Origin of the sequence: Citrobacter sp. KTE30 (genome assembly GCF_000398825.1) — a bacterium.
GTDB lineage: Bacteria > Pseudomonadota > Gammaproteobacteria > Enterobacterales > Enterobacteriaceae > Citrobacter > Citrobacter freundii.
Genome location: NZ_KB976056.1, coordinates 317,895 through 332,936 on the forward strand (window position 1 = coordinate 317,895; position 15,042 = coordinate 332,936).

Below are 15,042 nucleotides of genomic sequence, written 5' to 3' on the forward strand. Positions count from 1 at the left end.
GTGGATGGCTATAATCCTCCCATCTCATCTTTAAAAACAGGAACGTCTATGATCCGCAGCATGACCGCTTACGCCCGGCGTGAAATCAAGGGTGAATGGGGTAGCGCTACCTGGGAAATGCGCTCGGTAAACCAGCGTTATCTGGAAACTTATTTTCGCCTGCCGGAGCAGTTCCGTAGTCTCGAACCCGTAGTTCGCGAACGTATTCGCACGCGTCTGACGCGCGGTAAAGTCGAATGTACGCTGCGTTTTGAGCCTGATGCCAGTGCACAAGGCGAGCTGATTCTGAATGAAAAACTCGCTAAACAGCTCGTTAGCGCTGCTAACTGGGTCAAAATGCAGAGTGATGAAGGTGAAATTAACCCGGTTGATATCCTGCGTTGGCCAGGCGTAATGGCAGCTCAGGAGCAAGATCTGGACGCCATTGCCGCCGAAATCCTCGCCGCGCTTGACGGTACGCTGGATGACTTTATCGTTGCGCGTGAAACCGAAGGTCAGGCACTGAAGGCGTTGATCGAGCAGCGTCTGGAAGGCGTCAGCGCCGAAGTGACGAAGGTACGTGCGCATATGCCGGAAATCCTGCAATGGCAGCGCGAGCGTCTGGTAGCCAAACTGGAAGATGCTCAGGTGCAACTGGAAAATAACCGCCTTGAGCAAGAACTGGTGCTGATGGCACAGCGTATCGACGTGGCTGAAGAACTGGATCGCCTGGAAGCTCACGTCAAAGAAACCTACAACATTCTGAAGAAAAAAGAGGCGGTTGGCCGTCGTCTGGACTTCATGATGCAGGAATTCAACCGTGAGTCGAATACTCTGGCATCGAAGTCTATCAATGCCGAAGTGACTAACTCCGCAATTGAACTGAAGGTATTGATCGAGCAAATGCGCGAGCAAATTCAGAATATCGAGTAAGTCACCATCTCACGTAGCCCGTCAATAAACGGCGGCGCTACGTGCTTTTCCCGACGCTATCAGTTCTCATCTATGCGATCAGACTTATATTTTCTCATCATTTATTGTCACCACTCATATCACAAAGCGCATGCCATAACGTGTTTACAACAATTTCGCATTAGCTGTAGTTATTAGAATCACTTCGCCTTAGAAAATCTCAATCGTGACAGTGCGCACAAATCGTTAACCTTAGCCCCCAGAGAATCAGGGGGAATACATGCTGTTACACGTTTTATACTTAATTGGTATTACTGCCGAAGCCATGACCGGTGCGCTTGCGGCTGGGCGTCGTCGTATGGATACATTTGGCGTCATTATCATTGCCACCGCGACAGCCATTGGCGGTGGTTCAGTACGCGATATTCTTCTCGGCCATTATCCGCTCGGCTGGGTAAAGCACCCTGAATACGTCATTATCGTAGCCACTGCCGCGGTACTGACCACTATTATTGCTCCCGTGATGCCCTATCTGCGCAAAATATTCCTCGTACTGGATGCGCTGGGCCTGGTGGTCTTTTCTATTATCGGAGCTCAGGTGGCACTGGATATGGGCCATGGACCGATTATCGCCGTGGTCGCTGCGGTCACTACCGGGGTTTTCGGCGGCGTATTACGCGATATGTTCTGCAAACGCATCCCGCTGGTGTTCCAGAAAGAACTGTATGCCGGTGTATCATTTGCCGCTGCCGTGCTGTACATCGTGCTGCAGCATTATGTCTCCAGTCATGATGTGGTGGTTATCTCTACCCTGCTCTTCGGCTTTACCGCCCGACTACTGGCGCTGCGCCTGAAGTTAGGTCTGCCAGTATTTTACTATCGCCATGAAGGCCATTAAGGCATAAATCCCGCGATCCGCTGAGCAGCTAACCAGTTGCTCAGCGCTGTGACCTCTCGATCCTCCAGCCACTGAATAACCTGCCGTGCCCGCTGCTCCCCCATGAAAGGAAGCTGCCGCCAGCTTTGTTCATCGCGTTCTTGCAATTGCTGCCACGAACCATCCCGGCTGGCATTCAGCGTTGCCTGTGTTAACGGTATTCCCATGGCAATCACCCAGCGCGTGAACGGAAGATCGCGTGACAGGTTGAATTGATGCCATAACTTCTCCCCTTTGCTTACACCAAATGTGGACTGTAGTTGTTCCTGAGTTAGCCCGAGCCAGGAAAAGATATGCTCAAAACGATACACCTGGTGGAGCTCCCGCCATCCCGCCTCGCCGATGCCCTCCAGCCCCAGCACCTCTTTGGCCCCCAGCCAGACCAGTCTGGCAACAAACTGTTCCTGGCACTCCGCTGTGGCATAAAAACAGGTTAATGAATTGAAGCGCCCCTCAGGTGGCACTGGCTTAATACGCTGGGTACTGCGCCAGACCACCTCATCTATACGGGGGATCCCTTGTCCGGCCAGGCTCACCAGAATCTGATCGCCAGGCGCGATATCCCATTCATTCCAGCGTCGAACGGAGCCAATATTGACGCGCTGTACGCGTTTATCATCCAGCATGACGGGAGTCAGCAATGCTACCACCGCAATTTTCCCGCTTTTACCAACGGAGAACTGAATACCGGTTACCTCAGATACCCTGGCCACGGGAGGATATTTCCACGCAGCCAGCCAGTCTCCCTGTCCGGGTAGCCAGTATCGCGCCTGCGGCTCTTTTCCTGTTCGCACGACCACGCCATCAGTGACAAAAGGTAATCCTGAAGTCCACCACTTTGCTCGCACTTGCTCTACGTCATCCGCACTCTTCACGGCCTTGGTAAAATGTTGCGTGAAACTGAACCCGGCAGCAGTGAGCTGCTCCAGTCTTTCAGACATGACCGCAGGACCATCGGGCCAGGCCCAGATAAAAATAGCCAGCGAGCCTAATAATTCCTGATTGCTCTGGCGCATCATCAATCCAGCAACCTTCGAGCGGGCGTTCATTCCCCCTCTCTGCTTCTGAATATGCCCCTCTTGCTGCAAAAAAATCTCACCCTGCAACGTACTGTTAGCGAGATTCCCCTTGGTGGAATGTGGTACGGAAGGGATCTGAAGAACCTTTTGCGTCCAGTCTTCGCCTTTCAGGCCATTACCACGGCTAATAGCCCGTACCAGATTGCCATTGCGATAGACTAACGTCACTGCCACGCCATCCACCTTCGGTTGCACCCAGAGATCGCTGCGCGCGTGCATCCATTGCTGTAGCGCTTGCTTATCGGCAAGTTTTCGAACACCCGTGTGGGGAACGGGGTGCGATACTGTGCCACCCATTGGTGGCGCAGACAGATCTGGTGGAACTTCATCACCAAAACAGCGCTGCCATTGAATTAGTTGCGCATTGAGCTGGTCATAAACGCCGTCATCTACGGCACTTTCACCCTGTTTCCAGTAACTGTCATTCCACTGTGTTATCTGCTGCTGTAGTCGTGAAATTTCCTCGTTTGCCCTGGCAGGCGACCAGACGGGGCATACCGCCCATGCGGGTAGATACCCCATTAGCAAAACCAGCCCTATGCCTTTCCATAATCCCATGTTACCTCCGCTGAGCACTGCATTTCCTGGCAGGTATAGCGCGAAATAATAGGGAAACAGAGCGGCAAAAAAGCATCCTGCGAGCACCGTTCCTGACATTTGCACGTATTGCTGCAAATCATCGATAAAACAGGAAACTGATACGCAAAACGCAATAAACATGCGCAAAAAGTGTGACAAGGGCTACGTCACATAGCGGCTACGTGTATAATAAGCCCGTATGTAGGCTCTCTTTCGACAATCACATACATTAAGATACTCATGGCTCAAGGCACGCTTTATATTGTTTCTGCCCCCAGTGGCGCGGGTAAATCCAGCCTGATTCAGGCTTTATTAAAGACCCAACCGTTGTATGACACCCAGGTTTCTGTTTCGCACACCACGCGCGCACCGCGCCCGGGGGAAGTGCACGGTGAACACTATTTTTTTGTGAACCATGATGAATTCAGAACCATGATTGGCAGAGACGCGTTCCTGGAACACGCGGAGGTTTTCGGTAATTACTACGGCACCTCACGTGAAACCATTGAGCAAGTATTAGCATCCGGCGTAGACGTCTTTTTAGATATCGACTGGCAAGGTGCGCAGCAAATTCGTGAAAAAATGCCGCATGCGCGCAGTATTTTTATTTTGCCGCCATCTAAGATTGAGTTGGATCGCCGTCTGCGTGGCCGCGGTCAGGATAGCGAAGACGTGATCGCAAAACGTATGGCGCAAGCTGTTGCAGAAATGAGCCATTACGCCGAATATGATTATCTTATTGTGAACGATGATTTCGATACCGCCCTGGGCGATTTGAAAACCATCATTCGCGCCGAACGTCTGCGCATGAGCCGCCAAAAGCAGCGTCATGACGCTTTAATCAGCAAACTGTTGGCAGACTGAACCCACATTCAGTATCATGCCCAGTCATTTCTTCACCTGTGGAGCATTTTAAGTATGGCACGCGTAACTGTTCAGGACGCTGTAGAGAAAATTGGTAACCGTTTTGACCTGGTACTGGTCGCCGCGCGTCGCGCTCGTCAGATGCAGGTAGGCGGAAAGGATCCGCTCGTACCGGAAGAAAACGATAAAACTACCGTTATCGCGCTGCGCGAAATCGAAGAAGGTCTGATCAACAACCAGATCCTCGACGTGCGTGAGCGCCAGGAACAGCAAGAGCAGGAAGCCGCTGAATTACAAGCCGTTACCGCTATTGCTGAAGGTCGTCGTTAATCACAAAGCGGGTCGCCCTTGTATCTGTTTGAAAGCCTGAATCAACTGATTCAAAACTACCTGCCGGAAGACCAGATTAAGCGTCTTCGGCAGGCGTATCTCGTTGCACGTGACGCTCACGAGGGCCAGACACGTTCAAGCGGTGAACCCTATATCACGCACCCGGTAGCGGTAGCCTGTATTCTGGCCGAGATGAAACTCGACTACGAAACGCTGATGGCTGCGCTGCTGCATGACGTGATTGAAGATACCCCAGCCACCTATCAGGACATGGAACAGCTTTTTGGTAAAAGCGTTGCAGAGCTGGTAGAAGGGGTATCGAAGCTTGATAAGCTTAAGTTTCGCGATAAGAAAGAGGCGCAAGCCGAAAACTTTCGCAAGATGATTATGGCGATGGTGCAGGATATCCGCGTCATTCTCATCAAACTTGCCGACCGTACTCACAATATGCGCACGCTGGGCTCATTACGCCCGGACAAGCGTCGCCGAATCGCCCGTGAAACCCTCGAAATCTATAGTCCGCTGGCACACCGTTTAGGTATTCATCACATTAAAACCGAGCTGGAAGAGCTGGGTTTTGAAGCGCTGTACCCGAACCGCTATCGCGTGATTAAAGAAGTGGTTAAAGCCGCTCGCGGCAACCGCAAAGAGATGATCCAAAAAATCCTCTCGGAAATCGAAGGGCGTTTGCAGGAGGCAGGTATTCCGTGTCGCGTAAGCGGGCGTGAGAAGCACCTGTACTCTATTTACTGCAAAATGGTGCTCAAAGAGCAGCGTTTTCACTCCATCATGGATATCTACGCATTTCGCGTCATCGTTCATGATTCCGATACCTGCTATCGCGTACTCGGCCAGATGCACAGCCTGTACAAACCACGTCCTGGCCGCGTGAAAGACTATATTGCCATCCCAAAAGCGAACGGATATCAGTCTTTGCACACCTCAATGATCGGCCCTCATGGCGTCCCGGTTGAAGTGCAGATTCGTACTGAAGACATGGACCAGATGGCAGAGATGGGTGTCGCAGCGCACTGGGCTTACAAAGAGCACGGCGGCGAAAGCAGCACCACTGCGCAAATCCGCGCTCAACGCTGGATGCAAAGCCTGCTGGAACTGCAGCAGAGCGCCGGTAGCTCGTTTGAATTTATTGAAAGCGTTAAATCTGATCTCTTCCCGGATGAGATTTATGTTTTCACACCGGAAGGGCGCATTGTCGAACTGCCCGCCGGTGCAACGCCTGTCGACTTCGCCTACGCCGTGCATACCGATATCGGTCACGCTTGCGTCGGCGCGCGCGTCGACAGACAGCCTTACCCGCTTTCACAATCGCTCTTTAGCGGTCAGACAGTTGAGATTATTACCGCCCCGGGTGCGCGCCCGAATGCCGCGTGGCTCAACTTCGTCGTCAGTTCGAAAGCGCGCGCCAAGATTCGCCAACTGCTGAAAAACCTCAAGCGCGATGATTCCGTCAGTCTGGGCCGTCGACTGCTCAACCATGCCCTGGGCGGTAGCCGTAAACTGGCTGAGATCCCGCCAGAGAGCATCCAGCGTGAGCTTGAGCGCATGAAGCTCGCCACTCTTGACGATCTGCTCGCAGAAATCGGTCTGGGTAATGCCATGAGCGTGGTGGTAGCGAAAAACCTCCAGCAGGGCGAAGCAACAGCGAACGTACCAGCACAATCTGGCCATGGTCATCTGCCGATCAAAGGCGCAGACGGCGTGCTGATCACCTTCGCGAAATGCTGCCGTCCAATTCCAGGCGATCCCATCATTGCCCACGTCAGTCCGGGTAAAGGTCTGGTGATTCACCATGAGTCCTGCCGTAATATTCGTGGCTACCAGAAAGAGCCAGAGAAATTTATGGCGGTGGAATGGGATAAAGAAACAGAGCAGGAATTCATCACTGAGATTAAGGTGGATATGTTTAACCACCAGGGTGCTTTGGCGAACCTAACGGCGGCAATCAACACGACCACCTCCAATATTCAAAGCCTGAATACGGAAGAGAAAGATGGTCGCGTCTATAGCGCCTTTATTCGCTTGACCGCTCGCGATCGCGTGCACCTGGCGAATATCATGCGCAAAATTCGCGTCATGCCGGACGTGATAAAAGTCACCCGTAACCGAAACTAGTCTTATGAATGAACAGCGCTATGCACGTATCCGCGAGATGCTCGCACGTCGTCAGCCCGATCTGACCGTCTGCATGGAGCAGGTTCACAAACCTCATAACGTTTCTGCGATTATTCGTACTGCAGATGCGGTCGGCGTGCATGAAGTCCACGCCGTCTGGCCGGGTAGTCGTATGCGCACCATGGCCTCTTCTGCCGCAGGCAGCAACAGTTGGGTGCAGGTGAAAACTCACCTAACTATTGGCGATGCGGTCACACATTTAAAAAACCGCGGCATGCAGGTTCTGGCAACTCATCTGTCAGATAAAGCCGTGGATTTTCGCGAGATTGATTACACGCGCCCCACCTGCATCCTGATGGGCCAGGAGAAAACCGGCATCACTCAGGAAGCGTTGGATCTGGCAGATCAGGACATCATCATTCCCATGACTGGCATGGTGCAGTCGCTGAACGTTTCGGTCGCCTCCGCGCTGATTCTGTACGAAGCACAACGCCAGCGGCAAAACGCTGGGATGTACCGACGAGAAAACAGCATGCTGCCACAAGACGAGCAGCAGCGCTTACTGTTTGAAGGCGGTTATCCGGTGCTGGCGAATGTCGCTAAGCGCAAAGGTCTTCCCTACCCTCACGTAAACACGCAGGGCGAAATTGAAGCCGATGCAACGTGGTGGGCCACTATGCAGTCTGCGAGATAAACGCGATGAAAGGCCGTTTACTGGATGCCATCCCACTCAACTCTCTGACCGGCGTTGGCGCAGCGCAAAGCAGTAAACTGGCGAAAATTGGCCTGCACACCGTACAGGACCTCCTGCTACACCTCCCCCTGCGTTACGAAGACCGTACCCATCTGTACCCAATTGGCGAACTGCTGCCGGGCGTCTATGCCACCGTTGAAGGCGAAGTGCTGAACTGCAATATCACCTTCGGCGGTCGCCGGATGATGACCTGTCAGATCAGCGATGGCTCCGGCATTCTCACCATGCGCTTTTTCAACTTCAGCGCAGCAATGAAAAACAGCCTAGCCACCGGTCGCCGGGTGCTGGCCTACGGTGAAGCCAAACGCGGGAAATACGGCGCAGAGATGATCCACCCGGAATACCGTGTGCAGGGCGATCTCAGCACGCCGGAATTACAGGAAACGCTGACCCCTGTTTATCCGACTACCGAAGGCGTGAAGCAGGCCACGCTGCGCAAGCTGACCGATCAGGCACTGGATCTGCTCGATACTTGCGCCATTGCCGAACTGCTACCGCCAGAGCTGTTACAGGGCATGATGAGCCTGCCCGAAGCACTGCGCACGTTGCACCGCCCCCCACCGTCGCTGCAACTCAGCGATCTGGAAACAGGACAACATCCGGCGCAGCGACGTCTGATTCTCGAAGAACTGCTGGCGCATAATCTCAGCATGCTGGCACTACGCGCCGGGGCACAGCGTTTTCATGCCCAGCCGCTGAGCGCAAACAATGCGCTGAAAGATAAGCTGTTGGCGGCGCTACCATTTAAACCGACTGGCGCACAGGCTCGCGTTACCGCGGAGATCGAACGTGATATGGCACTGGATGTCCCAATGATGCGCCTGGTACAGGGTGATGTCGGCTCAGGTAAAACGCTGGTTGCGGCGTTAGCCGCCCTGCGCGCTATCGCACATGGTAAGCAGGTTGCGCTGATGGCCCCCACCGAATTATTGGCTGAACAACATGCGAATAACTTCCGCAGCTGGTTCGCGCCGCTGGGCGTTGAAGTGGGCTGGCTGGCGGGCAAGCAGAAAGGCAAAGCGCGTCTGGCGCAACAGGAAGCCATCGCCAGCGGTCAGGTGCAGATGATTGTCGGTACTCATGCAATTTTCCAGGAACAGGTTCAGTTCAACGGTCTGGCACTGGTTATCATCGACGAACAGCACCGCTTCGGGGTGCATCAGCGTCTGGCGCTGTGGGAAAAAGGTCAGCAGCAGGGTTTCCACCCGCACCAGCTAATCATGACTGCCACGCCAATCCCGCGCACGCTGGCGATGACCGCCTATGCCGATCTCGACACCTCAGTAATTGATGAACTCCCACCGGGACGTACCCCGGTCACCACGGTGGCGATTCCGGATACCCGCCGCAGCGATATTATTGATCGCGTGCGCAACGCCTGTACCCACGAAGCGCGCCAGGCATACTGGGTCTGTACGCTGATTGAAGAGTCTGATCTGTTAGAAGCTCAGGCAGCAGAAGCAACGTGGGAAGAGCTTAAGATTGCGCTGCCAGAACTCAATATCGGCCTGGTACACGGCCGTATGAAGCCCGCCGAGAAGCAGTCAGTAATGACGGCCTTTAAGCAGGGTGAACTGCATCTGTTGGTTGCCACCACGGTGATTGAAGTGGGCGTGGACGTGCCAAACGCCAGCCTGATGATTATTGAAAACCCGGAGCGCCTGGGCCTGGCCCAGCTGCATCAGCTACGTGGCCGCGTAGGTCGTGGCGCGGTGGCCTCCCACTGCGTCCTGCTGTACAAATCACCGCTGTCTAAAACCGCGCAGAAACGCTTGCAGGTTCTGCGAGACAGCAACGACGGGTTCGTGATTGCGCAAAAAGATTTAGAGATTCGCGGCCCCGGCGAGCTGTTAGGTACTCGCCAGACCGGAACGGCAGAATTCAAGGTCGCAGATCTACTGCGTGATCAGGCGATTATCCCGGAAGTTCAGCGCATTGCTCGCCATATTCACGAACGCTATCCGCAACAGGCCGTGGCGCTAATAGAGCGCTGGATGCCGGAAACCGAACGCTACTCCAACGCATAGTCGATTCATAGCGGCGGCGGATGTTACCCCGCCGCACAGCCGTTATTGCGCAAAAATCGGTAACAGCAGATACAGCTTAATCACCAGCGCGTTAACGATATCGATAAAGAATGCCCCCACCATCGGCACCACCAGAAACGCCATATGGGATGGCCCAAAGCGTTCGGTAATCGCCTGCATGTTGGCAATCGCCGTCGGCGTCGCGCCGAGGCCAAAACCGCAGTGTCCGGCAGCCAGCACAGCGGCATCGTAGTTCTTACCCATCATGCGCCAGGTAACGAATATCGCATACAGCGCCATGAAAATGGTCTGCACAACCAGGATTGCCAGCATCGGCAAGGCCAGAGAAGCCAGTTCCCATAGCTTCAGGCTCATCAGCGCCATCGCCAGGAACAGTGACAGACTAACGTTACCCAGCACAGAAACCGCACGTTCGAACACCCGGTAAAAGCCCAGTAGCGCCAGACCATTGCTGAGGATCACCCCCACAAACAGCACGCAAACGAAGGTCGGCAGTTCCAGTACCGTTCCAACCAGCATTTGCGCAACGATTTTCCCCACCGTCAGACAGATAGCGATCAGCGCGATGGTTTCAATCAGCACCAGTGAGGTGATCATACGTCCGACGTCCGGTTTTTCAAATGCGGTCGGCACAGCCTGATCGTCCGGCATACCGTCTGGCGTGGTGGAGTGTTTGACCAGATAGCGTGCCACCGGGCCACCAATCAGCCCACCCAATACCAGACCAAACGTTGCGCAAGCCATCGCCACTTCAGTCGCATTGGTGAAGCCATAACGTTCAATAAACAGCTTGCTCCATGCGGCCCCGGTTCCGTGTCCGCCAGAGAGGGTGATCGAGCCAGCGATCAGACCCATCAGCGGGTCCAGACCCAGCAGGGTCGCCATACCAATACCGATGGCGTTTTGCATCAGCAACAGGCCAACAACCACAATCAGAAAAATACCCACCACGCGGCCGCCAGCACGCAAGCTGGCGATATTGGCGTTCAGACCGATAGTGGCGAAGAAGGCCAGCATCAACGGATCGCGCAGGGTCATGTCGAAGTTCACTTCCCAGCCCATGCTTTTTTTCAGCACCAGCAGCGCAATCGCCACCAGCAGGCCGCCCGCTACGGGTTCGGGAATGGTGTATTTTTTCAGGAAGGAAACAGACTGGACGAGCTTACGTCCCAGCAGCAACACAAGGGTTGCCGCAACCAGCGTTGATAACGTATCGAGATAAAACATTTACAGCTCCATTAGTGCGTTTAGCACAATCACGCACGATGCATTCCAGACCGATTTTTAGCTCTTATTGAGTTTTCGGGGTGGATTTTAAGCAGAAAATGATGAAAAGTTATATAAAAATGTTTGTTTATCCGTTTTAAATATTAAGAATACCTGCTAGCAAACGTTTGCTTTTCTGCCCTGGTCAGATAAAATCACCGCTTTTCCACCATGGGATTGCCTCTGATGTCCGTTAACGCCGTAGAGTCAACAAATGCGCAACCGGTTGCGCAGACTCACAACAGTGAACTGATTTACCGTCTTGAAGATCGCCCCCCGTTAGCCCAGACCTTGTTTGCCGCCTGTCAGCATCTGCTGGCCATGTTCGTCGCGGTAATTACTCCCGCTCTGTTAATTTGCCAGGCGCTTGGTTTACCGGCTCAGGATACTCAACACATTATCAGTATGTCGCTGTTCGCCTCCGGCGTAGCTTCTATCATTCAGATCAAAGCCTGGGGGCCGGTAGGCTCAGGGCTGCTATCCATTCAGGGCACCAGCTTTAACTTTGTTGCGCCACTGATTATGGGCGGTACGGCGCTAAAAACCGGTGGCGCAGATGTCCCAACCATGATGGCGGCGCTGTTCGGTACGTTGATGCTGGCAAGCTGCACCGAGATGGTTATCTCACGCGTACTGCATTTGGCGCGGCGGATCATTACCCCATTGGTCTCAGGCGTGGTGGTGATGATTATCGGCCTGTCGCTGATTCAGGTGGGTCTGACATCAATTGGTGGTGGCTATGCCGCAATGAGCGACAACACCTTTGGTGCACCGAAGAATTTACTGTTGGCAGGCGTGGTACTGGCGCTAATCATCCTGCTTAACCGTCAACGCAACCCTTACCTGCGTGTTGCGTCATTGGTGATTGCGATGGCGGCAGGCTATCTGCTGGCCTGGTTTATGGACATGCTGCCGCAAAATACCGCACCGGTAAGTCAGGACCTGCTAATGGTGCCAACGCCGCTGTATTATGGCCTGGGTATCGACTGGAGTTTACTGCTGCCGCTGATGCTGGTCTTTATGATCACCTCGCTGGAAACCATCGGCGATATTACGGCCACCTCTGATGTCTCCGAGCAGCCGGTTTCTGGTCCGCTGTATATGAAACGCCTGAAAGGCGGCGTGCTGGCGAACGGCCTGAACTCGTTTGTTTCCGCTGTGTTCAACACCTTCCCGAACTCCTGTTTTGGGCAGAACAACGGGGTTATTCAGTTAACGGGCGTTGCCAGCCGCTACGTCGGTTTTGTGGTGGCGCTGATGTTGATCGCGCTGGGCCTGTTCCCGGCGGTCAGCGGTTTTGTACAGCATATTCCTGAGCCAGTACTGGGCGGGGCAACGCTGGTAATGTTCGGTACTATCGCCGCATCCGGCGTGCGTATTGTGTCCCGCGAGCCGCTGAACCGTCGCGCGATTCTGATTATCGCGCTGTCGCTGGCCGTCGGCCTGGGCGTCTCCCAGCAGCCGTTGATCCTGCAGTTCGCCCCGGACTGGGTGAAAAACCTGCTCTCTTCCGGTATTGCCGCAGGCGGTATTACCGCTATCGTTCTGAACCTGGTGTTCCCACCAGAAAAGCAATAAGCAAAATGCGGTGTTGATTCTGAATCAACGCCGCTGTAACGCTCTTTCACCATTCCCGCCTTGAGCATTGCGTCTAAATCGTGCATAACTTGACTATGTGCACTTCGCGGGATGGAAGACCATGAAATTTATTGGAAAGCTGCTTCTTTACGTGCTGATCGCCCTTGCAGTGGCGATCCTCGGCCTTTATTTTCTACTGCAAACCCGCTGGGGCGCAGAGCACGTCAGTGCCTGGGTTTCACAGAACAGCAGCTACCATCTGGCCTTTGATGCCATCGATCACCGGTTTTCTTCCCCTTCCCATATTCTGCTGGAAAACGTCACCTTTGGCCGGGATGGTCAGCCCGCCACGCTGGTCGCCAAAACGGTCGATATTGGACTCAGTAGCCGCCAAATCACCGACCCGCTGCATGTAGACACCATTTTGTTGCAAAACGGTACGTTGAATCTTTCCCAGCAAACCGCGCCGTTACCGTTTCAGGCCGATCGTCTGCAATTGCAGGATATGGCGCTTAACAGCCCCGGTAGCGAGTGGAATCTCAGCGCCCAGCGCGTTAACGGCGGCGTCATTCCCTGGAGCCCTGAGGCAGGTAAAATTCTCGGCAGCAAAGCGCAAATTCAGCTCAGCGCCAGTTCGTTGACGCTCAACGATGTCCCGACCACCAACGTCTTGATTGAAGGCAGCATTGACCATGACAGGGTGACACTTAGCAATATTGGCGCAGACGTGGCACGTGGAGCATTAACCGGCATAGCGCAACGCAATGCCGACGGGAGCTGGGTAGTGGAGAATCTGCGCCTGAATGATATCCGGCTACAAAGCGACAAATCGCTGACCGACTTTTTTGCCCCGTTAAGCACCATTCCTTCCCTGCAAATTGGTCGTCTGGAGATAACGGATGCCCGTCTGCAAGGCCCTGACTGGGCGGTGACGGATCTCGATCTGAGCTTGCGCAACATGACCTTCAGCAAGGACGACTGGCAAACTCAGGAAGGAAAATTGTCGATGAACGCCAGCGAGTTTATCTACGGCTCTCTGCACTTCTTCGATCCGATTCTGAACGCCGAGTTCTCACCACAGGGCATTGCGCTGCGCCAGTTCACCACCCGCTGGGAAGGCGGTATGGTCAGAACATCCGGAAACTGGCTACGCAGCAACAAAGCGCTGGTCCTCGATGATGCCGCGATTGCCGGTCTGGAATACACGCTGCCGGAAAACTGGAAGCAGCAGTGGATGAAACCTCTGCCAACATGGCTAAACAGCCTGACGCTGAAGAAATTCAGCGCCAGCCGCAATCTGGTAATTGATATCGACCCGAGTTTCCCGTGGCAGCTCACCGCGCTTGACGGTTACGGCGCTAACCTCGGGCTGGTACAGAACAATCAGTGGGGGATCTGGAGCGGGAGCGCCACCCTCAACGCCGCTGCTGCTACCTTTAACCGCACGGATGTACGTCGTCCTTCGCTGGCGCTGACGGCGAACAACAGCACCATCAATATCAGCGAACTGAGCGCCTATACGGAAAAGGGGCTGCTGGAGGCCACCGCCAGCATTTCGCAGTTGCCTCAGCGCCAGGCTCAGATCAGCCTGAACGGACGCGGCGTGCCAATGACGATCCTGCAGCAGTGGGGCTGGCCCGCACTGCCGCTTTCCGGCGATGGTAATATTCAGCTTACCGCCAGCGGCAATATTCAGGCCGATGCGCCGCTCAAGCCAACGATCAGCGGGCAACTGCATGCGGTGAACGTGGAGAAACAGCAGGTCACGCAGACTATGCAGGCGGGTGTGGTTTCAGGGAGTGAAGTCACAGCACCACCACCTGCGCAATAATTTATTGCCCGGTGGCGCTTCGCTTACCGGGCCTACTCACGCTCATAAACGAATATATTCACTGCACAACAGCCACTTCACCGGCTCATCCTCTTCAATCGCCGGGAAGCGACCGCCAGGTTCCAGAAAGTGGTTGTCATGCTGGTCGTCATTGACCATCGAGATTTCCCAGCCCAGCACGAACGCCTTCTCCGCCCAAAAGCGATGATACAAGCGCGGCGGCAGGCACACCCCCTGTCCCGGTTTCAATACCAGCGTCTCGCCAGCGTCAACGGTACGCCGCTGACCATCGACGCTAACTTCAACAATACGCCGTGCGTCATACCCATCATCAGGCGTGGCCCATGCCAGCTGCATACATAAGTCACCGCCGCCGCGATTCACGATATCTTCCATTTTATGGCGATGAAAATGCCATGGCGTTTGCTGATCCTGCTGAATTTGCAGCATCTTTTCAGCATACGGTTTGGGGTAATTAGCTGACCCTGGCTGACCATTGCGCAACGTCAGTAACGTCAGTCCCGTTTGCGCAAAATCTCCACGCCCAAAGTCGGTAATATCCCAGCCCAGCTGGAGATCGCGCACTTCACGCCACAGAGATTGATCCTGTTGCCGCCAGGCATCGATCGTAAAATACGCAAAATCAGGCAGACAGACCCGAAAAGTCTCGGCGATGGCATGCGCTTTATCGACGGCATAATTAATATGTGAACGCTTCATTCCACTTTTCCTTGTTGCGAAAGAGGCGGGTC

The 15,042-nt window shown here is 54.2% G+C and carries 12 protein-coding genes; 9 read left to right on the forward strand and 3 right to left on the reverse strand.

All coding sequences use genetic code 11. The annotated features are described in order from the left end of the window. Positions 1-48 precede the first annotated feature (48 nt). Complete coding sequence (locus WC1_RS01885) at positions 49-912, forward strand: YicC/YloC family endoribonuclease (protein ID WP_003024052.1); 864 nt, start codon at positions 49-51, stop codon at positions 910-912. A 259-nt stretch (positions 913-1,171) separates the two neighbouring features. Further along, positions 1,172-1,789, forward strand: coding sequence for a trimeric intracellular cation channel family protein (locus tag WC1_RS01880; RefSeq protein ID WP_003024049.1), 618 nt, complete (start codon positions 1,172-1,174; stop codon positions 1,787-1,789). On the opposite strand, the gene ligB is transcribed toward WC1_RS01880, so the two are convergent. Beyond that, the gene (ligB, locus tag WC1_RS01875) at positions 1,786-3,465 is read right to left on the reverse strand and encodes an NAD-dependent DNA ligase LigB (protein ID WP_016151176.1); all 1,680 of its coding nucleotides are present in this window, start codon (positions 3,463-3,465) and stop codon (positions 1,786-1,788) included. The two genes, WC1_RS01880 and ligB, sit on opposite strands and share 4 nt — an antisense overlap. Before the next feature lie 261 nt (positions 3,466-3,726). Between ligB and gmk the strand changes: the two genes are divergently transcribed. From gmk to recG, 5 genes are read left to right on the forward strand one after another with little or no spacing between them, the layout of a single operon-like run. Next, a complete protein-coding gene (gene gmk, locus WC1_RS01870; protein ID WP_003024042.1) occupies positions 3,727-4,350 on the forward strand; it encodes a guanylate kinase in 624 nt (207 codons plus the stop codon). 54 nt (positions 4,351-4,404) lie between these two features. After that, positions 4,405-4,680, forward strand: coding sequence for a DNA-directed RNA polymerase subunit omega (rpoZ, locus tag WC1_RS01865; protein ID WP_000135058.1), 276 nt, complete (start codon positions 4,405-4,407; stop codon positions 4,678-4,680). 18 nt (positions 4,681-4,698) lie between these two features. Further along, on the forward strand, positions 4,699-6,813 hold the full coding sequence (spoT, locus tag WC1_RS01860; protein ID WP_016151177.1) for a bifunctional GTP diphosphokinase/guanosine-3',5'-bis pyrophosphate 3'-pyrophosphohydrolase: 2,115 nt from the start codon (positions 4,699-4,701) through the stop codon (positions 6,811-6,813). Between the two features lie 4 nt (positions 6,814-6,817). Then, positions 6,818-7,507 (forward strand): tRNA (guanosine(18)-2'-O)-methyltransferase TrmH, encoded by a 690-nt coding sequence (gene trmH / locus WC1_RS01855; protein WP_016151178.1) that lies wholly within the window; start codon positions 6,818-6,820, stop codon positions 7,505-7,507. Positions 7,508-7,512: 5 nt separating this feature from the next. After that, positions 7,513-9,594 carry an ATP-dependent DNA helicase RecG gene (gene recG / locus WC1_RS01850; RefSeq protein WP_003844525.1) on the forward strand — a complete coding sequence of 694 codons (2,082 nt, stop codon included), beginning with the start codon at positions 7,513-7,515 and terminating at the stop codon, positions 9,592-9,594. A 42-nt stretch (positions 9,595-9,636) separates the two neighbouring features. Here the strand turns inward: recG and gltS are convergent, their stop codons facing one another. After that, positions 9,637-10,842 (reverse strand): sodium/glutamate symporter, encoded by a 1,206-nt coding sequence (gltS, locus tag WC1_RS01845; RefSeq protein ID WP_003024029.1) that lies wholly within the window; start codon positions 10,840-10,842, stop codon positions 9,637-9,639. 225 nt (positions 10,843-11,067) lie between these two features. Between gltS and xanP the strand changes: the two genes are divergently transcribed. Together xanP and WC1_RS01835 are read left to right on the forward strand one after the other, a co-directional pair. Next, positions 11,068-12,459 (forward strand): xanthine/proton symporter XanP, encoded by a 1,392-nt coding sequence (xanP, locus tag WC1_RS01840; RefSeq protein ID WP_003024026.1) that lies wholly within the window; start codon positions 11,068-11,070, stop codon positions 12,457-12,459. A 121-nt stretch (positions 12,460-12,580) separates the two neighbouring features. Next, a complete protein-coding gene (locus WC1_RS01835) occupies positions 12,581-14,290 on the forward strand; it encodes an AsmA family protein (protein WP_016151179.1) in 1,710 nt (569 codons plus the stop codon). 42 nt (positions 14,291-14,332) lie between these two features. Here the strand turns inward: WC1_RS01835 and WC1_RS01830 are convergent, their stop codons facing one another. Further along, entirely contained in the window at positions 14,333-15,010 is a 678-nt protein-coding gene (locus WC1_RS01830) for a D-lyxose/D-mannose family sugar isomerase (protein WP_003837587.1), read from the reverse strand. Positions 15,011-15,042 lie beyond the last annotated feature (32 nt).

Bases quoted from the DNA above. Each gene is read 5' to 3' on its own strand.
- WC1_RS01885 (WP_003024052.1), top strand. From the start codon at position 49: ATGATCCGCAGCATGACCGCTTACGCCCGGCGTGAAATCAAGGGTGAA.
- WC1_RS01880 (WP_003024049.1), top strand. From the start codon at position 1,172: ATGCTGTTACACGTTTTATACTTAATTGGTATTACTGCCGAAGCCATG.
- ligB (WP_016151176.1), bottom strand. From the start codon at position 3,465: ATGGGATTATGGAAAGGCATAGGGCTGGTTTTGCTAATGGGGTATCTA.
- gmk (WP_003024042.1), top strand. From the start codon at position 3,727: ATGGCTCAAGGCACGCTTTATATTGTTTCTGCCCCCAGTGGCGCGGGT.
- rpoZ (WP_000135058.1), top strand. From the start codon at position 4,405: ATGGCACGCGTAACTGTTCAGGACGCTGTAGAGAAAATTGGTAACCGT.
- trmH (WP_016151178.1), top strand. From the start codon at position 6,818: ATGAATGAACAGCGCTATGCACGTATCCGCGAGATGCTCGCACGTCGT.
- recG (WP_003844525.1), top strand. From the start codon at position 7,513: ATGAAAGGCCGTTTACTGGATGCCATCCCACTCAACTCTCTGACCGGC.
- gltS (WP_003024029.1), bottom strand. From the start codon at position 10,842: ATGTTTTATCTCGATACGTTATCAACGCTGGTTGCGGCAACCCTTGTG.
- xanP (WP_003024026.1), top strand. From the start codon at position 11,068: ATGTCCGTTAACGCCGTAGAGTCAACAAATGCGCAACCGGTTGCGCAG.
- WC1_RS01835 (WP_016151179.1), top strand. From the start codon at position 12,581: ATGAAATTTATTGGAAAGCTGCTTCTTTACGTGCTGATCGCCCTTGCA.
- WC1_RS01830 (WP_003837587.1), bottom strand. From the start codon at position 15,010: ATGAAGCGTTCACATATTAATTATGCCGTCGATAAAGCGCATGCCATC.